Here is a 19,258-nt window from a genome sequence, read left to right on the forward strand (position 1 = left end):
GTGTCGGTCCTGCGTAGAAGGCTGCTCGGCCTGGTCTTCTTTCTCGTGGTCGCACTGTTCCTCACCGCGACCATCACCAAGTTCAACAAGACGTTCCAGGACTTCACCGACGTCACCCTGATGACCGACTCCACCGGCAACGCGCTGCCCGCGAACGCCGACGTGAAGGCGCGCGGCATGGTCGTCGGCGAGGTCCGTGAGGTGAAGCCGGCGCCCGACGGGTCGGTCGAGGTCATCCTCGGCCTCGACCCGAACAAGGCGAAGGAACTGTCGGACAAGACCACCGCGCGGATCCTGCCGAAGACGCTCTTCGGCGAGCGGTACGTGGCGCTGCAGGTCCCCGAGGACAACACCGGACCGACGCTGACCAACGGCGCGACCATCGAGACCGATCGCAGCGGCAACGCACTCGAGGTCCAGGAGTTGTTCGACAAGCTGCTTCCGGTCCTCGACGCCATCCCGCCGCAGGATCTCAACGCCACGCTGACCGCGCTGTCGAAGGCGTTGTCGGGCCGCGGTGAGCAGCTCGGCACGACGCTCGAAGAGCTCGACCAGATCTTCGTCGAGGTCAACAAGAACCTGCCCGACCTCGAGGGCACCCTCGAGGGCCTGGCGACCTTCTCGCAGACCTACTCGCAGGCGCTGCCCGACGTCGTCGACGCACTGGACTCGTTCCGGACGACGTCGAACACCATCGTCGAACGGCAGGCAGATCTGCGGACGCTCATCGCGACCCTCGGTGTGGCATCCGACGACCTCACCGGCTGGCTGCGCCAGAACCGCACCGACCTGATCGACCTCGCTGTCGACTCGGAAGAGTTGCTCGTCGGACTCGCGAAGCAGTCGCCGACCTTCGTCTGCACGTTCCGCAACTTCGTGGGTCTGATCCCCGAGTCACGCAGAATCGTGGGCGAGGGCACCAAGAACCCGGGTGTGCGGGTGAACCTGCAGTTCATCAATCCTCGTGGCCGCTATCTACCGAACCAGGACGAACCCCGCTTCATGGATCTCGACCCACCCGCCGTCTGCTACGAGCCCCCCACCGACGGTCGCCCGTTCCCGCAGTATCCGGGTGGCAGTCTCGCCGACGGCAGCTACCAGCCGCCGTCACGCAACGCCGGTCCGCGCAACGTTCAGAAGCTGCCGCAGCCGCAGTTCAGCGGCGTGCCTGCCGGTACCGCATCGGTCCGGTCCAACCCGTTCGACGATCCGGACTACCGCAAGCAGCTGCAGGTCATCTACGGCGCCACGAGCGGCCGTTCGCCGGAGTCGGTGCCGACCTGGGTGACCATGATCGCCGGCGGTTCCCTCCAGGGAGCGCAGGTCGAGATCAAATGAGGTCGATAATCGCGCCCCTGGTCAAGCTGATCATCTTCGCGGTCGTCACCGTCGTGACGACCAGCCTGCTCGCGATCACCATCGCGAACGCCGGCGGCGGCGGAGACGCGAAGTTCAAGGCCGTCTTCGACGACGCCACCCTGCTGAACTCCGGCGACGACGTCCGCATCGCCGGCGTGCGAGTGGGACAGGTGGAGAAAGTCGAGGTCTACGACCGCAACCGGGCGATGGTCTCGTTCAACCTCGACCGCGACCGGTTGCCCGACGGGACCCAGCTCTACATCCGCTATCGCAACCTCACCGGCCTGCGGTATCTGGCGCTCGAACGCGGCGCCGGCGACCCGGCCCGGACCGTGTCGCAGGGTCACACGTTCGGGTTGGACGAGGACGACGACTCCACCCACCCGCCGGTCAACCTCACCGAGTTGTTCAACGGGTTCCGGCCGCTGTTCCAACAGCTGTCGGCCGACGACGTCAACAAGCTGACCTCCGAGATCATCGCGGTCTTCGACGGTCAGGGCGGCTCGATCACGCGGCTGGTCAGCGACACCGCGGACCTGACGAACGCGATCGCCGACAAGGACAAGGTGATCGGTGAGCTGATCGGCAACCTCACCAAGGTCCTCGACACGGTCAACCGCAACGACGAGCAGTTCACCAGCCTCCTCGACAACACCGAGAAGTTGGTGACCGGGCTTGCCGCGCAACGCGGTTCGGTGGGATCGGCGATCAGTTCCGTGTCGAATCTGACCTCGGTGACCGCGAACATCCTCGGTGCGACGCGCCCGTCGATCCAGGGCGACATCGCCGGACTGAAGTCGCTGTCCGACGAGATCAACAAGCGCAACGAGGACATCGAGGAGACGCTGACCAACCTCCCGGTCAAGCTGCGCAAGGTCGGCCGGGCCGCGACCTTCGGTTCCTGGTTCCAGTTCTATCTGTGCGGTATCGACGTCGTCGCCGGCAACGGCAAGTCGACGCTGCTGACACAGCCGCTGGTGCCGCTGCCCGACATCAATCACGTGCTCTACACCAGTGCGGCCACCCGTTGCTGGGCTGACGAGAAGCCAGGGGGGTGACCACGATGGCAGACGAGAACAACCGCGCCGACGACAACGGCGACGACGACGCCGCGAAGCAGCCGGCGCAGCACCCGCATCGCCGCTTCGGCGGACGACGCAGCCCGGTCAGCATCGGCGCCATCGGTGTCCTGATCCTCCTGATGCTCGGACTCAGTGCCTTCTACCTGACCGAGGTTCCGCTGCTGGGCGCCGGCGCCCGCTACACCGCGCAGTTCACCGAGGCCGCCGGACTCAGGGCGGGTAATGAGGTGCGCGTGGCAGGCGTCAAGGTCGGCGAGGTCGAGAGCGTGAAGCTCAACGGCGACCGCGTCGACGTCAGCTTCAAGGTGGAGAACACCTGGATCGGCGACCAGACACAGGCATCGATCCAGATCAAGACGATCCTGGGGCAGAAGTACCTGGGACTGAACCCGCGTGGCAGTGAACCGGCCGACCCCGACGTTCCGCTCACCGACACGGTCTCGCCCTACGACGTCATCGAGGCGTTCTCGGGTGCGGCGCAGCAGATCGAGGACTTCGACAACGATCAGCTGGCCGAGTCGATGCGCGTGCTGTCGGATGCCTTCTCCGGTACGGCCGGCAACACCGGACCCGCGCTCGACGGTCTCGCGCGGTTGTCCAACACGATCGCCAGCCGCGACCAGGAGGTGCAGAAGCTCCTCGCCGCGACCAAGGACACCTCGAAGCTCCTGGCCGATCGCAACGAGGAGTTCGTGCGCCTGATCGGCGGCGCGGGCCAGCTGCTCGACGAGTTGAACAATCGGCAGCAGTCCATCTCCGCTCTGCTGGCCAGCACGACGAGCCTCGGCGACTCGCTTACCGGCATCGTGCGCGACAACGAGGAGCAGATCGGCCCGGCGCTCGACGCGCTGAAGGGCGTGAACGAGCTGCTGCAGCGTCAGAACCAGAACATCCGCGACACGATCAAGAACATGGCGCCGTTCTACCGCCTGTACGCCAACGTCCTCGGCAACGGCCGTTGGTTCGATCAGGTCGTGGTGAACCTACTGCCGCCGGCGCTGCCGCAGCAGAACACCACACGGCCGCCGAACAAGACGGCGATGGAAAACAACGGCGGAACGGGGGCAGGCTGATGACCGCACCAGACCTGACACAGATCTCCGGCCCCGGCCGCTGGTTCACCCCGCGGCACATCGTCGCGCTCATCCTCGGGCTGATTCTCGCGCTCGTCGTCGCGGGCGCCCTGTGGTGGGTGTTCTCCGCGATCGGGACCACCAAGATCACCGCGACGTTCAAACGTTCGGTCGGCATCTATTCCGGTTCCGACGTCCGCATCCTCGGCGTGGCCGTGGGCAAGGTCGATTCGGTGACGCCGCAGGGTGAGACGGTGAAGGTGACCATGACGGTCGACCGCGGCATCACGCTGCCCGAGAACGTCCGTGCCGTGCAGATGATCCCATCGGTCGTCGCCGACCGTTTCGTGCAACTGACCCCGGCCTACTCGGGAGGCCCGAAGGCCGGTCGCGACATCACCCTGAACGAGGACCAGACCATGGTCCCGGTCGAGGTCGACGAGCTCTACGCCAGCGTCAAGGAACTGTCGGACGCCCTCGGGCCCGACGGCGCGAACAAGACCGACGGCACCGGACGCCAGGGCGCGGTGAGTGAACTCGTCGCGACGGGCGCCGAGAACCTCGCCGGCAACGGCGAGAAGCTCGGAAAGGCCATCGAGAACCTGTCGAAGGCCTCCACGACGCTGAGCGATTCGCGGAACAACCTCTTCGACACCGTCAAGGGCCTCAACACCTTCGTCGGCGCGCTGCGCGAGAACGACGCCCAGGTGCGGCAGTTCAACACCCAGATGGCGTCGTTCAACAGGTTCCTCGCGGGTGAGCGCGAACAACTCGCAGCCGCGCTGAACAAGTTGTCGATCGCGCTCGGGGATGTGGCCGGCTTCCTGGCCGACAACCGTGAGCAGATCGGGGAGACGGTCAAGGACCTGCAGCCGACCACGCAAGCGCTGCTCGATGAGAAGAACAACCTCAAAGAGGTCCTGACGGTCCTGCCGGTGGCCATGAACAACCTGATCAACGCCTACGACGCGGAGTCGGGAACGCTGGCCCTGCGTCTGACGATCCCGGAGCTGCAGGACCTGATCGGCGCGCAGTGCCGCCTGCTCGATCTGGGCGCGCTGATGCCGGGCAACCCGCAGTTCACGCAGTTCAGCAACACTCTGCGCCCGCTGATCAACCAATGTGAGGCCATCGGCAAGCAGATCACCGACGGGGTGCTCGAGCCGGTGTTACCGGTGCTGCCCTTCGGCATCATGAGCAACAACAAGCTGCAGAAGGCACCGGTTCCGGGCACGGTTCCGGGCAACCCCGACCCGCAGATCAACACGCCTGCACCGTCGGCGACGAAGACCCCGTCGACGAAGCCGTCACCGAGCTCGAGTGCCCCGCGACCCCGGGGAGGCAACTGATGAACCGACGCTCCGTGCGGACCACCCTGGCCGGCGCCGCGCTCTCGCTGACCGTGATGGTGTCGGGCTGTATGTCCGGCGGCATCCAGTCGATCCCGCTGCCCGGCGGCGTCGACACCGGGAGCAGCCCGCGCACATACAAGATCCAGTTCGACGACGTGCTCGACCTGGTGCCGCAGTCGATGGTCAAACGCGACGGCATCCCCGTCGGGCGCGTCACCAAGGTCGAGGTGCCGAACGACGCCTGGTTCGCGCAGGTCACCGTCGAGGTCCAGAACGACGTCGACCTGTCCGACGAGGCGCAGGCCAGCGTCCAACAGACCTCGCTTCTCGGTGAGAAGTTCGTGTCGCTGAGCGATCCGGACAACAGCGCGAACGCGCCGCGGCAGAATCCCGCCGAGCCGATCCCGGTGGACCGCACGCGTACCGCGACCGACATCGAGCAGGTTCTCGGAGCCCTGGCGTTGCTGCTGACCGGCGGTGGCATCAACCAGCTGCAGCCGATCGTCTCGGAGCTGAACAAGACGCTCGGCGGCCGTACCGACGAGGTGCGCAGCCTGATCGATCAGACGGAGAAACTCATCGCGGGGCTCAATCGTCAGCGCGACGACATCGTCGCCGCGATCGACGGTCTCGCGGATCTGTCCGCACGGACCGAGAAGCAGACCGCACAGATCGACCGCATCCTCAAGCAGCTCCCCGAGGGCATCGAGGTGCTCGAGGAACAGCGACCGCAGTTCGTCGACCTGCTGACCAAGCTCGATCAGCTCGGTCAGGTCGGTACCGATGTGCTGGGCAAGTCCCGCACGGCGCTGATCAACGATCTCAAGGCGCTGCGGCCGATCCTGAGCGAGCTGACCAAGGCCGCACCGGACCTGATCACCGCGGCGCCGCTGATGCTGACGCTCCCGTTCCCGGACTGGGTCCTCCCGGGCGTCCACGGTGACTCGGCCAATCTGTTCATGACGCTGGACCTGCGCATCCTCAACCAGCTCGAGGCCCTCGGCGTCGGGCAGGGGACACCGAAGTACTCGCCGCCGGCCCGCGTGAAGGTGCCGGTCAATCCGCGCAACCCGTACTACAACGGCAACGGGCCGCGGTACGGCTGGCCGACGATCACGCTGCTCCCGCCGGCCCCGAACTCACGGCCGGGACCCAACACCCCACCGTCGGGTGGCACCTACCCGGCCTCGGCGCCCGTACCGGCGGCGCCCGGCCAGGGGGTTCTCGACGGCCCGCTCGCGGCCATGGGTCTGGCCCCCAAGTCCCAGGCCCCCAAGTCCCAGGCCCCTGAGTCACCGACAGGAGCAGGACGATGATCGGCAAGCTCGTCAAGATCCAGCTGATCGCCTTCGTCATCGTCGGCCTCGTCGCACTGGCCTACGTCGGCGCGAAGTACGCACGGCTGGACAAGCTGGTCGGCGTCGGCATGTACACCGTCACCGCCGAGCTGCCCGCCTCCGGCGGCATCTTCACCAACGCCGAGGTCACCTACCTGGGTGTGCCGGTCGGCCGGGTCGGTGCGCTCGACCTCACCCAGGAGGGTGTCGACGTCAAGCTCGAGCTCGACTCGGGCGGACCGAAGATCCCGGCGTCGGCGGTGGCCGTGGTGGCATCGCGTTCGGCGATCGGTGAGCAGTACGTCGACCTGCAGCCGACCTCGGCGTCGGGGCCCTATCTCGAGAACGGCTCGACCATCCGGGAATCGCGGTTGCCCGAGCCGCTCGAGGACGTGGTCAAGTCCGCGGTCGACTTCACCTCGTCGATCCCGGTCGACGACCTGCACACCGTCATCACCGAACTGGGTAACGCATTCAACGGCCAGGGGGAGAACCTCACCCGGCTCGTCGATTCCCTCGGCAAGCTCTCGCGGGCCGGCGTCGACAACCTGAGCGAGGTGGTCGGGCTGATCCAGGATTCGAACGTCGTCCTGGCGACACAGGCCGACCAGTCCGACGCAATCCTCAGCTGGTCGCGCAACCTCGACCTGATCACCGCGACCCTGGCGTCGTCGGATCCGGATCTGCGCCGGCTGCTGACCACCGGCACCTTGTCGGCGACGCAGATCTCCGAGTTGATCCAGAAGAACGGCAACGACATCTCCAAGGTGGTGAAGGATCTCGCCGAGGTGGCGCGCACGATCGAGCCGGTCACCTACACGACGTCGATGACGTTCGCGATGCTGTCGGCACTGTCTGCGGGCAGTTACTCGCCGGCTCCCGGTGACGGTCAGATCCACTTCGGTGTCGTCCTGGAGACCAACAACCCGGCCTCGTGTACCCGCGGTTACGAGGGGACCCAGGAGATCATCGCGGAGATGAAGCGCAAGAACCCGAACTTCGACGTCCACTACGACGAGTTCCCGTTCAACACCGAGGCCCGATGCAAGGTGCCGTTCGGGAACCCGACGGGTGTGCGCGGCGCCGACCGTGCGCAGTACGCCAACCCGGCGTACCCGCAGCCGTGGGACAACACGCCGAAGAAGGACCCGGACAAGCTGAACCTCAACCCGCTCGCCATGCAGCTCAGTGCGCTGCTCGGCGTGCGGCCCAAGTAACGACGCGCGGCCTGCCGAGCCCGACGCCCCGCCCAGCGCGGGCCGATCGGGACTTAGGCTGTGCTCAGGAGCGATCTATACAGTGTCTTCTGCTATGACTGGCACCTCGACAATCACCCGCCCCGAGACCCCGGATTCCTCGGGTTCGACGACGACCCGCGTGGGACTACTCGCGCTGTCCGTGGTCGCGGTGATCGCGGCACTCGTGTGCGTGGCGGTCTTCGGTGTCCAGGCCATGGGTGCGTACGCCACCAAGGACGCGCGCGACGAGGCGACCCAGGCAGCCGAGCAGGCCGTCCTGAACATCACCACGATCGACCCGGCGAACATCGACGACTTCCGTCAGCGCGCGGAGGGTTCGCTTACCGGCAAGGCCAAGCAAGAGGTCCTCGGCGACGCGACGGACGGCGATGAGAAGGCCGGCGACGAGAAGGCCGGCGAGACCGGCAACGTCCTCGACGTGCTCGCCGAGGCGGGGGAGAACACCGCGAAGCTCAGTGCGCGGCTGCTGCGCAGTGCGCCGAGCGAGGTCGACGACGAGGGTGGCAAGGCGAAGGTCCTCGTCTACGTCCTCACGACTCTCCAGCGCGCCGGGGAGCCGAACGTCGACCAGACGCGCGGCTTCCAGGTCAGCATGACCCGTGAGGGAGACACCTGGAAGGCCGAGAACGTCGCCGGTCTCGAGGGCATCGAGTACGCCGACGCCGGCCAGGCGCCCGCGACGGGAGGCGGAAACTGATGGCACCGACCCCGAACCAGCCCCCGCGCAAGCGACGTCCGACGCCGAAGGTCGCCGGACACACCCGTGCCGCGCGTTCGGACGCCGACGAGGTGGCCACCGAATCCGGTGTGTCCCTGTCGAAGTCCGACGACGCGGAAGTCTCCGTGCCCGCTGAGGAGCGAGGAGCGGAGACGCCGGGCCTCGAAGGGGCCGAACCCACCCCGCCCACGACCAGGACCCGCCCGGTGTCGCGGGTTTCGACCCTGCGTCCCAGCGGAACGCAGACAGGCGCGGACGGTCCGTCGTCGACCGGTTCTGGGCCGTCTCGGCCGGCCCCCGAGCGGGGACCGGCGAAGAAGCGCAATCCGCTGCTGTTGACCGCGATGCTGGCCGGGGTGGCCGTGCTGCTCGGCGTCGCCGCGGTGATCCTGGCCTTCCGGCCGGGCCTCGGGGAGAACCGGGCGTTCGTCGATCAGAGCGCCACCACCGAGCTCATCGGCCAGTCGCAGGAGCAGATCTGCGCGGTGTGGGGACACGAGCACACCGACCTCGACGGCTGGGCGAAACGCGCCCAGAACGCGCTCACCGGAGATGCGCGCAAGGAATTCGACGAGTCGCTGAAGACCCAGCGCGACCTGATCACCCAGACCAAGTCGGGAGCCGAATGCCGGGTCGACGCGGTCGGCGTCACCAACCTGTCCGGCGCAGGCGACGGCGCGCGTGCGACGGTCATCGCGAACCTCATCATCAGCGAGACACAGAACAGCATCGCCACCAACAGTCTCGCCCCGCGTGTCCAGTTCGCGATGGTCAAGGAGGGGGATACGTGGCGGATCCAGGGCGTCGAGCCCTTCTGATCGCCGCGTGAGCGCCAGGTGGACGGGTGACTCGCGGGACAAGTTGGCGAAATTGGCGCGTACCGCTTGACGTTTGGGCGTTGTCGGGCCAGGCTGTGACCAGCGGTCGACGTGCAGGCAGCCACCCGTGCGAAATCGCTTCTTGACGGGCTTGACAAAGTACGTCTATTTTCTGCTACAGTTGGACGTTGCGCTGGCTGCCTCCTGTCCATCTACCGATCCTTCTACGGCCACTCTTAGCTGTGTGTGCTGCGGTGATCGCCGATCTCAGGGTGTCACCAGCGAACGGCCCATCAAGCCACCGCACATCTAGGTTGTGAATAACGTCGTGTTGGAAGGACGCATCTTGGCAGTCAACCGCCAGTCCACCTCAACAATCCCCGGCGCGCCGCATCGCGCGTCGTTTGCAAAGATCAGCGAGCCGCTGGAGGTTCCCGGCCTCCTCGACCTCCAACTCGATTCCTTCGAATGGCTCGTCGGGTCCCCGGAGTGGCGCGCCAAGGCGATCGCCCGCGGAGACGAGAACCCGACGGGCGGGCTGGAGGACATCCTCCACGAGCTGTCCCCGATCGAGGACTTCTCCGGGTCGATGTCCCTTTCGTTCTCCGAGCCGCACTTCGACGAGGTCAAGGCCTCTGTCGAGGAGTGCAAGGACAAGGACATGACCTACGCGGCGCCGCTGTTCGTCACCGCTGAGTTCATCAACAACAACACCGGTGAGATCAAGTCGCAGACCGTCTTCATGGGCGACTTCCCGATCATGACCGACAAGGGCAGCTTCATCATCAACGGCACCGAGCGTGTCGTGGTGAGCCAGCTGGTCCGCAGCCCCGGCGTCTACTTCGACGCCGCGATCGACAAGGCCACCGAGAAGACCCTGCACACCGTCAAGGTGATCCCGGGTCGCGGTGCGTGGCTGGAGTTCGACGTCGACAAGCGCGACACCGTGGGTGTGCGTATCGACCGCAAGCGCCGTCAGCCGGTCACCGTGCTGCTCAAGGCCCTCGGTTTCACCACCGAGGAGATCTCCGAGCGCTTCGGCTTCTCCGAGATCATGATGTCGACCCTGGAGAAGGACAACACCGCCAACCAGGACGAGGCGCTCCTCGAGGTCTACCGCAAGCTGCGTCCGGGTGAGCCGCCGACCAAGGAGTCCGCGGAGAACCTCCTGGAGAACCTGTTCTTCAAGGACAAGCGCTACGACCTCGCTCGCGTGGGCCGTTACAAGGTCAACAAGAAGCTGGGCCTGACGGCCAACCCGATGATCGGCGAGTCGACCCTGACCCGCGAGGACATCATCGCGACCGTCGAGTACCTGGTGCGTCTGCACGAGGCCGATCCGCACACGGTCACCTACATGACCGTGCCCGGTGGCGTCGAGGTGCCCGTCGAGGTCGACGACATCGACCACTTCGGCAACCGTCGTCTGCGTACCGTCGGCGAGCTGATCCAGAACCAGATCCGCGTGGGCCTCTCGCGTATGGAGCGTGTCGTGCGTGAGCGCATGACCACCCAGGACGTCGAGGCGATCACCCCGCAGACCCTGATCAACATCCGTCCCGTCGTGGCGGCGATCAAGGAGTTCTTCGGAACCAGCCAGCTGTCGCAGTTCATGGACCAGAACAACCCGCTGTCGGGTCTCACCCACAAGCGTCGTCTGTCGGCGCTCGGCCCGGGTGGTCTGAGCCGTGAGCGTGCCGGCCTCGAGGTGCGCGACGTCCACCCGTCGCACTACGGCCGTATGTGCCCGATCGAGACCCCTGAGGGTCCGAACATCGGTCTGATCGGTTCGCTCTCGGTGTACGCGCGGGTCAACCCGTTCGGCTTCATCGAGACCCCGTACCGCAAGGTCGTCGACGGTGTCGTCACCGACGAGATCGAGTACATGACCGCCGACGAGGAGGATCGCTTCCTCATCGGTCAGGCCAACACCAACTTCGACGGCAGCGGCCGTATCACCGACGAGCGTGTGCTGGTGCGCAAGAAGGGCTCCGAGGTGGAGTTCGTGGGCGCCACCGATGTCGAGTACCTCGACGTCTCGCCGCGTCAGATGGTGTCGGTCGCGACCGCGATGATCCCGTTCCTCGAGCACGACGACGCGAACCGCGCCCTGATGGGTGCGAACATGCAGCGTCAGGCCGTGCCGCTGGTGCGCAACGAGTCGCCGCTGGTCGGCACCGGCATGGAGCTCCGTGCCGCCGTCGACGCCGGTGACGTCATCGTGTCGTCCAAGACCGGTGTGGTGGAGGAGGTCTCGGCCGACTACATCACCGTCATGTCCGACGAGGGCACGCGTGACACCTACCGGATGCGCAAGTTCGCGCGTTCGAACCACGGCACCTGCGCCAACCAGCGTCCGATCGTGGACGAGGGCCAGCGCGTGGAGGCCGGTCAGGTCCTCGCCGACGGGCCGTGCACCGAGAACGGTGAGATGGCGCTCGGCAAGAACCTGCTCGTGGCGATCATGCCGTGGGAGGGTCACAACTACGAGGACGCGATCATCCTGAGCCAGCGTCTCGTCGAAGAGGACGTGCTCACCTCGATCCACATCGAGGAGCACGAGATCGACGCCCGCGACACCAAGCTCGGTGCCGAGGAGATCACCCGGGACATCCCGAACGTCTCCGACGAGGTCCTCGCCGACCTCGACGAGCGCGGCATCGTGCGCATCGGTGCGGAGGTCCGCGACGGCGACATCCTGGTCGGCAAGGTCACCCCGAAGGGCGAAACCGAGCTGACCCCGGAGGAGCGCCTGCTGCGTGCCATCTTCGGTGAGAAGGCCCGTGAGGTCCGCGACACCTCGCTGAAGGTGCCCCACGGCGAGACCGGCAAGGTCATCGGCGTGCGCGTGTTCAGCCGCGACGACGACGACGATCTCGCGCCCGGCGTCAACGAGCTGGTCCGCGTGTACGTCGCCCAGAAGCGCAAGATCCAGGACGGCGACAAGCTCGCCGGTCGCCACGGCAACAAGGGCGTCATCGGCAAGATCCTCCCGCAGGAGGACATGCCGTTCCTGCCCGACGGGACCCCGGTCGACATCATCCTGAACACCCACGGTGTGCCGCGTCGTATGAACATCGGCCAGATCCTGGAGACCCACCTCGGGTGGATCGCCAAGGCCGGCTGGAACATCAACGTGGCCGAGGGCGTGCCGGAGTGGGCGTCGAACCTCCCCGAGGACATGTACTCGGCGGAGCCCGACACCAACACCGCCACCCCGGTGTTCGACGGTGCGCGTGAGGAGGAGCTGACCGGACTGCTGTCCTCGACGCTCCCCAACCGCGACGGCGAGGTGATGGTCAACGGCGACGGCAAGGCGACGCTGTTCGACGGTCGCTCCGGCGAGCCGTTCCCGTACCCCGTGTCGGTCGGCTACATGTACATCATCAAGCTGCACCACCTGGTCGACGACAAGATCCACGCCCGTTCGACCGGTCCGTACTCGATGATCACCCAGCAGCCGCTCGGTGGTAAGGCGCAGTTCGGTGGTCAGCGCTTCGGTGAGATGGAGTGCTGGGCGATGCAGGCCTATGGTGCCGCCTACACCCTGCAGGAGCTGCTCACCATCAAGTCGGACGACGTGGTGGGCCGCGTGAAGGTCTACGAGGCGATCGTCAAGGGCGAGAACATCCCGGAGCCGGGTATCCCCGAGTCGTTCAAGGTGCTGCTGAAGGAACTTCAGTCGCTCTGCCTGAACGTCGAGGTCCTCAGCTCCGACGGTGCCGCCATCGAGATGCACGACACCGACGACGAGGACCTGGAGCGCGCTGCGGCCAACCTCGGAATCAACTTGTCGCGCAACGAGTCGGCCACGGTCGACGACCTCGCCAACTGATCCTCACCAACCCGGGCCGGCCGCCGGTTCGTTCGCCACGACCGGCGGCCCGACCCACTGACAACAGAGCTCTGGAAAGGTAACAAGTGCTCGACGTCAACTTTTTCGACGAACTCAAGATCGGCCTTGCGACGGCCGACGATATTCACAACTGGTCGTACGGTGAGGTCAAGAAGCCGGAGACGATCAACTACCGCACGCTGAAGCCCGAGAAGGACGGCCTGTTCTGCGAGAAGATCTTCGGACCGACTCGCGACTGGGAGTGCTACTGCGGCAAGTACAAGCGTGTCCGCTTCAAGGGCATCATCTGTGAGCGCTGCGGCGTCGAGGTGACCAAGGCCAAGGTGCGCCGTGAGCGCATGGGCCACATCGAGCTGGCCGCACCGGTCACGCACATCTGGTACTTCAAGGGTGTGCCGAGCCGCCTGGGCTACCTGCTCGACCTGGCGCCGAAGGATCTCGAGAAGATCATCTACTTCGCCGCCTACGTCATCACCGCGGTCGACGACGAACTCCGTCACAACGAGCTCTCCACGCTCGAAGCCGAGATGGAGGTCGAGAAGAAGGCCGTCGCCGATCAGCGCGACGCCGACCTGAACGAGCGCCAGCAGAAGCTCGAGCAGGATCTCGCCGAGCTCGAGGCCGAGGGCGCCAAGGCCGACGTGCGCCGCAAGGTGCGCGACGGCGCCGAGCGCGAGATGCGTCGTATGCGCGACTCCGCGCAGCGTGAGCTCGACGGTCTCGAAGAGATCTGGGACAAGTTCGTCAAGCTCTCACCGGGCGACCTCATCATCGACGAGAAGCTCTACCGCCAGCTCGAAGAGCGCTACGGCGAGTACTTCCAGGGTTCGATGGGTGCCGAGGCGATCAAGAAGCTCCTCGAGACCTTCGACATCGACGCCGAGGCCGAGTCCCTGCGCGAGACCATCCGCAGCGGCAAGGGCCAGAAGAAGCTTCGTGCTCTCAAGCGCCTCAAGGTCGTCGCCGCGTTCCAGCAGTCGGGCAACTCGCCGCTGGGCATGGTCCTCGACGCCGTGCCGGTGATCCCGCCGGAACTGCGTCCGATGGTTCAGCTCGACGGTGGCCGCTTCGCGACCTCCGACCTGAACGACCTGTACCGCCGCGTCATCAACCGCAACAACCGCCTCAAGCGTCTGATCGACCTCGGTGCTCCCGAGATCATCGTGAACAACGAGAAGCGGATGCTGCAGGAGTCGGTCGACGCCCTGTTCGACAACGGTCGTCGTGGCCGTCCGGTCACCGGACCGGGCAACCGCCCGCTGAAGTCGCTGAGCGATCTGCTCAAGGGCAAGCAGGGTCGTTTCCGTCAGAACCTGCTCGGCAAGCGCGTCGACTACTCGGGCCGTTCGGTCATCGTCGTCGGTCCTCAGCTCAAGCTGCACCAGTGTGGTCTGCCGAAGCTGATGGCTCTCGAGCTGTTCAAGCCGTTCGTGATGAAGCGTCTGGTCGACCTGAACCAGGCCCAGAACATCAAGTCGGCCAAGCGCATGGTCGAGCGTCAGCGCCCCGCGGTGTGGGACGTCCTCGAAGAGGTCATCTCCGAGCACCCGGTGCTGCTGAACCGTGCACCGACGCTGCACCGCCTCGGCATCCAGGCCTTCGAGCCGCAGCTGGTGGAGGGCAAGGCCATCCAGCTGCACCCGCTGGTGTGTGAGGCCTTCAACGCCGACTTCGACGGTGACCAGATGGCCGTGCACCTTCCGCTGAGCGCGGAGGCGCAGGCCGAGGCCCGCATCCTGATGCTGTCGTCGAACAACATCCTGTCGCCGGCATCGGGTCGCCCGCTCGCCATGCCGCGTCTGGACATGGTGACCGGTCTGTACTTCCTGACCTCCCTCAAGGAGGGCGCGGCAGGCGAGTACACCCCGGCAACCGCCGACGACGTCGAGCGCGGTGTCTACTCGAGCCCCGCCGAGGCCATCATGGCCGTCGACCGTGGACAGCTCACCGTTCAGTCGCGCATCAAGGTGCGCCTGACCGGGCAGCGTCCGCAGGCCGAGGTCGAGGCCGAGCTGTTCCCCGAGGGATGGCGTTTCGGTCAGCCGTGGACCACCATCACCACGCTGGGCCGCGTGCTCTTCAACGAGCTGCTGCCGATCGAGTACCCGTTCGTCGACGAGCAGATGCCGAAGAAGCGTCAGGCCGCGATCATCAACGATCTCGCCGAGCGCTACCCGATGATCGTGGTCGCCCAGACCGTCGACAAGCTCAAGGACGTCGGCTTCTACTGGGCCACCCGTTCGGGCGTCACCGTGTCGATGGCCGACGTGCTCGTGCCGCCGCAGAAGGCGGAGATCCTCGACCGTTACGAGGAGCGTGCCGACGGCTTGGAGCGCAAGTTCCAGCGCGGTGCCCTCACGCCGGATGAGCGTCGCGACGCACTGGTGGAGATCTGGAAGCAGGCCACCGAAGAAGTCGGTAAGGCCATGGAGGACTTCTACCCCGAGGACAACCCGATCATCATGATCCCGAAGTCGGGTGCCACCGGTAACCTGACGCAGGTTCGTAACCTGTCGGGCATGAAGGGTCTGGTGACGAACCCGAAGGGTGAGTTCATCCCGCGTCCGATCAAGTCCTCGTTCCGCGAGGGCCTGACCGTCGCCGAGTACTTCATCAACACGCACGGTGCCCGTAAGGGTCTGGCGGACACGGCTCTCCGTACCGCCGACTCGGGTTACCTGACCCGTCGTCTGGTCGACGTGTCGCAGGACGTCATCGTTCGCGAGACCGACTGTGGCACCGAGCGCGGCATCAACGTGCCGCTGGGTGAGAAGCAGCCCGACGGCTCGATCATCCGCGACGCGCACGTCGAGACCTCGGCCTACGCACGCACCCTGGCCGCCGATGCGGTCGACGCCGACGGCAACGTCATCGTCGAGCGCGGCCACGACCTCGGCGACCCCGCCATCGAGGCTCTCCTCGCTGCCGGCATCGCGCAGGTCAAGGTTCGTTCGGTCCTCACCTGTGCCACCGGCACCGGTGTGTGTGCGCACTGCTACGGCCGTTCGATGGCCACCGGCAAGCTCGTCGACATCGGTGAGGCCGTGGGTATCATCGCGGCCCAGTCGATCGGTGAGCCCGGTACCCAGCTGACGATGCGTACGTTCCACCAGGGTGGCGTCGGTGACGACATCACCGGTGGTCTGCCGCGTGTCCAGGAGCTCTTCGAGGCCCGCGTCCCCAAGGGCGTCGCGCCGATCGCGGAGGTCTCCGGCCGGGTGCGTCTCGAGGACGACGACCGCTTCTACAAGATCACGATCATCCCGGACGACGGTTCCGAAGAGGTCGTCATCGACAAGATCTCGAAGCGTCAGCGTCTGCGCGTGTTCAAGCACGAAGACGGTTCCGAGCGGCTCCTCGCCGACGGTGACCACGTCGAGGTCGGCCAGCAGCTCATGGAGGGCTCGGCCAACCCGCACGAGGTCCTGCGTGTCATGGGTCCCCGTCAGGTGCAGATCCACCTGGTCAACGAGGTCCAGGAGGTCTACCGCAGCCAGGGTGTGTCGATCCACGACAAGCACATCGAGACGATCGTTCGTCAGATGCTGCGTCGCGTGACGATCATCGACCACGGTGCGACCGAGTTCCTGCCCGGTTCGCTCGTCGAGCGTGCCGAGTTCGAGGCGGCCAACCGTCAGGTGGTCACCGAGGGTGGCGAGCCCGCCGCCGGACGTCCGGTGCTCATGGGTATCACCAAGGCCTCGCTCGCGACCGAGTCGTGGCTGTCGGCGGCGTCGTTCCAGGAGACCACGCGTGTCCTGACCGACGCGGCGATCAACAGCCGCAGCGACAAGCTGATCGGTCTCAAGGAGAACGTGATCATCGGTAAGCTGATCCCGGCCGGTACCGGTATCAACCGCTACCGCAACATCCAGGTTCAGCCGACCGAAGAGGCACGTGCCGCGGCCTACGCGGTGCCGTCGTACGACGACACCTACTACAGCCCGGACGGCACCTTCGGTGCTCCGGCCGGCGCTGCGGTGCCGCTGGACGACTACGGTTTCTCCAACGAATATCGGTAAGCCGTACTGAGCTGAAAAGCCCTCGCACTCGTTGAGTGCGAGGGCTTTTCGCTTGTCTTCGAGCCTCAGCGCACAGGGAGTGTGGTGACGGTGCGTGTCGCGAGCAACAGGTCGTAGTAATCGCCACCCGGATAGTAGGTCGCGGTCACCGAGCCGGTGACCATGTCCGACGACCATCCGGTGGCCAATGCGCGGATGACCCGACCGTTGCGGGGTCGCGGCGTGCCGACCTCTGACAGTTCGCCGATCAGGTCGGTGGAGTCGCCCTCGGCGTCGATGTGGATGCCGGTGACCAGCCGCGAGCCGAGAAACTCCTGCCGTGTCGTCCGCTCGAGGACGGCGACCCCGGACCCGAAGGAGTTGGACACCGACGGCTGCGATGCGATCACCCGGATGGGGAGCCGGTCAGCGCCGAGAGATGATGCGGCAGAAGCGAAGTGGCCACCGAAGAAGGAGTTGACGGGGTCGAACAGCATCAGCCCGGCCAGGCGCCGGAAGGCGACCGGGTCCGCGCGTCGGAGTGCGTCGGCTGCCACGACGACGAATTCGCCGCCGGCCGAGTGGCCCGCGAAGACCATCCGGTACGGCATCGTCACATCGGGACGGTGGGCGGCTTCCCGGGCTCGGATGAGGCTCGTCGCGAGCGGGCTGCCGGCTTCCCGGCCCGACCCGAAAACCCCGCCGATGGTCCGGGCGAACGCCGCATTGTCGGCGATGTTGAAGGCGACGGCGCACCCGCCGAGGTTGATCGAGTCCAGCGTCGGGCTCACCACGAGGAAACCGGCGTCGGCGTAGGCGCGAGCCACGGCGCCGAGATTGGCCGCGGTCCGGGAGAAGCCGTGCTGCAACCAGACGAGCGCCGTGGGCCGGCCGGGCGGGAAGTACCAGCGGGCGGCGACCCGGATGGGCTTGCCCGCACATTCGGTCGCGACGGAGGACGACGAAACGACCACCGGTGGGCGGGCGGCCGGTGCGGCCAGAACCGCCGATGGCGTCACACCGAAGAACATGGCGATCGCAGCGAGGGTCGCGACCCACGGCCGGCGGAATCTTCGTCTCGACATCCGCCCAGTCTAGGGTCGGGCGGATGCCGGGAACGGGGATCTCCGGGGAGTTCAGGCGCGGGGCTGGTTGGTGTCCCGGTCGTCGGTGTCCCGGTCGTCGGGGCCGGATTCCATGAGCTCGTTCGGGTCCTCGATGTGGACGTCGTGGTCGTCACCGAGGCGCCGGGCCACCTCGCGCAGCAGTTCCCGTGCGGCGTCGTCCATCACGCGGACATGGGTGAGGTCGAGGATGACCTCGTCGGTCGAAAATCCTTCGCACGCACGGCTTGCGATGATCTCCGCGCCTGCGAAGCGGACGTCGCCCTGGAGTTCGACGACGGTCGCACCGTCGCGTTCGTGTACCGACCGAAGCGCGGGCATTCCCGACGGTGCCACGTGCATCATGTGCAATTCCATGTCGCGGGAAAGTCTTTCGAAGACGGCGACGCCACGCACGCTGTTGCCCTGCTCGTCGAGCCGCGGCGACCACACCGCAACCCCGACCTGGCCCGGAAGCACTCCCAGGATCGCCCCGCTCACACCGCTTTTCGCGGGAATCCCGACCGTCGCCATCCAGCTGCCGCTACCGTCGTACATGCCGCAGGTGGCCATCACCGACAGCAGGTGCCGGGTGATCCAGCCGTCGAGGAGGCGTTCGTCGTCCGTGGTCGACAGTCCGCCGTTGGCGAGGACCGATCCCATGACGGCGAGATCGCGGCAGCTGACCTTGATCGCGCACTGTGCGGCGTAGCCGTCGACGACCTCGTCGGGTTCGTAGTCGAGCTTGCCCGCGGAACGCAGCAGATACGCCAGTGCGGTGTTGTGGTCGTCGGAGGCGAGTTCGGCGGAGTGAACCTCCCGGTCCACGGACAGTTCTCGCCCGGCGAGCGTGCCCATCAGGTCGACGATGCGGTCGACCCGTTCGGTGGCGCCGTCGCCGTCGAGCATCCCGTGAACGGCGATGGCACCGGCGTTGATGAGGGCGTTGCGGGGTCGTCCGGTCTCGGCTTCGAGCGAGATCTCGTTGAAGGCGTCGCCGGACGGTTCGGTGTCGACGCGGTCGAGGACGCCATCGAGCCCCCGGTCCCGCAGTGCGAGTGCGTAAGCGGGCAGTTTCGCGATCGACTGCATGGAGAACTCGTGGTCGGCGTCGCCGGCGGTGTAGACGGTTCCGTCGACGGTGGTCAGAGCGATCCCGAAGGACGACGGGTCCGCCCGCTCGAGTTCGCGGTTTCCGGACATGACGTCCCCGGCGTCGTCATCGCGGCAGTCGCGGAGAACCTCGTGGAGATAGTCGTCGATGGGGGATCGCATATCCCACCGTAGCCGCGACCCTCGG

The 19,258-nt window shown here is 66.4% G+C and carries 12 protein-coding genes; 10 read left to right on the plus strand and 2 right to left on the minus strand.

Features of this window, described 5'->3' with window-relative positions; all coding sequences use genetic code 11:
* The 10 genes from IHQ52_RS08425 to IHQ52_RS08470 all read left to right on the plus strand — a co-directional run bounded on the left by IHQ52_RS08425 (nt 1) and on the right by IHQ52_RS08470 (nt 16,876).
* Nucleotides 1-1,338, plus strand: coding sequence for an MCE family protein (locus tag IHQ52_RS08425; RefSeq protein ID WP_005199664.1), 1,338 nt, complete (start codon nt 1-3; stop codon nt 1,336-1,338).
* Nucleotides 1,335-2,417: an MCE family protein gene (locus IHQ52_RS08430; protein ID WP_005199666.1), complete on the plus strand. Its 1,083-nt coding sequence runs from the start codon at nt 1,335-1,337 to the stop codon at nt 2,415-2,417. Before IHQ52_RS08425 ends, IHQ52_RS08430 begins: the two co-directional genes overlap by 4 nt.
* A 5-nt stretch (nt 2,418-2,422) precedes the next feature.
* Nucleotides 2,423-3,514 carry an MCE family protein gene (locus IHQ52_RS08435; RefSeq protein ID WP_024499808.1) on the plus strand — a complete coding sequence of 364 codons (1,092 nt, stop codon included), beginning with the start codon at nt 2,423-2,425 and terminating at the stop codon, nt 3,512-3,514.
* The gene (locus tag IHQ52_RS08440) at nt 3,514-4,863 is read left to right on the plus strand and encodes an MCE family protein (protein ID WP_005199668.1); all 1,350 of its coding nucleotides are present in this window, start codon (nt 3,514-3,516) and stop codon (nt 4,861-4,863) included. The genes IHQ52_RS08435 and IHQ52_RS08440 overlap by 1 nt, the downstream gene beginning before the upstream one ends.
* Complete coding sequence (locus tag IHQ52_RS08445; protein ID WP_238064153.1) at nt 4,863-6,182, plus strand: MCE family protein; 1,320 nt, start codon at nt 4,863-4,865, stop codon at nt 6,180-6,182. Before IHQ52_RS08440 ends, IHQ52_RS08445 begins: the two co-directional genes overlap by 1 nt.
* Entirely contained in the window at nt 6,179-7,420 is a 1,242-nt protein-coding gene (locus IHQ52_RS08450) for an MCE family protein (RefSeq protein WP_238064154.1), read from the plus strand. Before IHQ52_RS08445 ends, IHQ52_RS08450 begins: the two co-directional genes overlap by 4 nt.
* Nucleotides 7,421-7,514: 94 nt before the next feature.
* Nucleotides 7,515-8,159 carry a hypothetical protein gene (locus tag IHQ52_RS08455; protein ID WP_396349806.1) on the plus strand — a complete coding sequence of 215 codons (645 nt, stop codon included), beginning with the start codon at nt 7,515-7,517 and terminating at the stop codon, nt 8,157-8,159.
* Nucleotides 8,159-8,998 (plus strand): hypothetical protein, encoded by an 840-nt coding sequence (locus tag IHQ52_RS08460; protein WP_096273237.1) that lies wholly within the window; start codon nt 8,159-8,161, stop codon nt 8,996-8,998. Before IHQ52_RS08455 ends, IHQ52_RS08460 begins: the two co-directional genes overlap by 1 nt.
* Before the next feature lie 346 nt (nt 8,999-9,344).
* A complete protein-coding gene (gene rpoB, locus IHQ52_RS08465) occupies nt 9,345-12,833 on the plus strand; it encodes a DNA-directed RNA polymerase subunit beta (protein ID WP_024499811.1) in 3,489 nt (1,162 codons plus the stop codon).
* Nucleotides 12,834-12,919: 86 nt separating this feature from the next.
* Entirely contained in the window at nt 12,920-16,876 is a 3,957-nt protein-coding gene (locus tag IHQ52_RS08470; RefSeq protein ID WP_024499812.1) for a DNA-directed RNA polymerase subunit beta', read from the plus strand.
* Between the two features lie 65 nt (nt 16,877-16,941).
* Here IHQ52_RS08470 and IHQ52_RS08475 read toward each other — a convergent pair whose 3' ends face one another.
* Nucleotides 16,942-17,940, minus strand: coding sequence for an alpha/beta fold hydrolase (locus IHQ52_RS08475; RefSeq protein ID WP_024499813.1), 999 nt, complete (start codon nt 17,938-17,940; stop codon nt 16,942-16,944).
* Between the two features lie 51 nt (nt 17,941-17,991).
* Nucleotides 17,992-19,233, minus strand: coding sequence for a glutaminase A (gene glsA / locus IHQ52_RS08480; RefSeq protein ID WP_024499814.1), 1,242 nt, complete (start codon nt 19,231-19,233; stop codon nt 17,992-17,994).
* Nucleotides 19,234-19,258 lie beyond the last annotated feature (25 nt).

Source organism: Gordonia amicalis, assembly GCF_022059885.1.
GTDB classification, from domain to species: Bacteria; Actinomycetota; Actinomycetes; order Mycobacteriales; family Mycobacteriaceae; genus Gordonia; species Gordonia amicalis.

What these genes read in the sequence shown, in the direction of transcription:
- IHQ52_RS08430 (WP_005199666.1), top strand. Translation starts at nt 1,335, where the DNA reads ATGAGGTCGATAATCGCGCCCCTGGTCAAGCTGATCATCTTCGCGGTC.
- IHQ52_RS08435 (WP_024499808.1), top strand. Translation starts at nt 2,423, where the DNA reads ATGGCAGACGAGAACAACCGCGCCGACGACAACGGCGACGACGACGCC.
- IHQ52_RS08440 (WP_005199668.1), top strand. Translation starts at nt 3,514, where the DNA reads ATGACCGCACCAGACCTGACACAGATCTCCGGCCCCGGCCGCTGGTTC.
- IHQ52_RS08445 (WP_238064153.1), top strand. Translation starts at nt 4,863, where the DNA reads ATGAACCGACGCTCCGTGCGGACCACCCTGGCCGGCGCCGCGCTCTCG.
- IHQ52_RS08450 (WP_238064154.1), top strand. Translation starts at nt 6,179, where the DNA reads ATGATCGGCAAGCTCGTCAAGATCCAGCTGATCGCCTTCGTCATCGTC.
- IHQ52_RS08455 (WP_396349806.1), top strand. Translation starts at nt 7,515, where the DNA reads ATGACTGGCACCTCGACAATCACCCGCCCCGAGACCCCGGATTCCTCG.
- IHQ52_RS08460 (WP_096273237.1), top strand. Translation starts at nt 8,159, where the DNA reads ATGGCACCGACCCCGAACCAGCCCCCGCGCAAGCGACGTCCGACGCCG.
- IHQ52_RS08475 (WP_024499813.1), bottom strand. Translation starts at nt 17,940, where the DNA reads ATGTCGAGACGAAGATTCCGCCGGCCGTGGGTCGCGACCCTCGCTGCG.
- glsA (WP_024499814.1), bottom strand. Translation starts at nt 19,233, where the DNA reads ATGCGATCCCCCATCGACGACTATCTCCACGAGGTTCTCCGCGACTGC.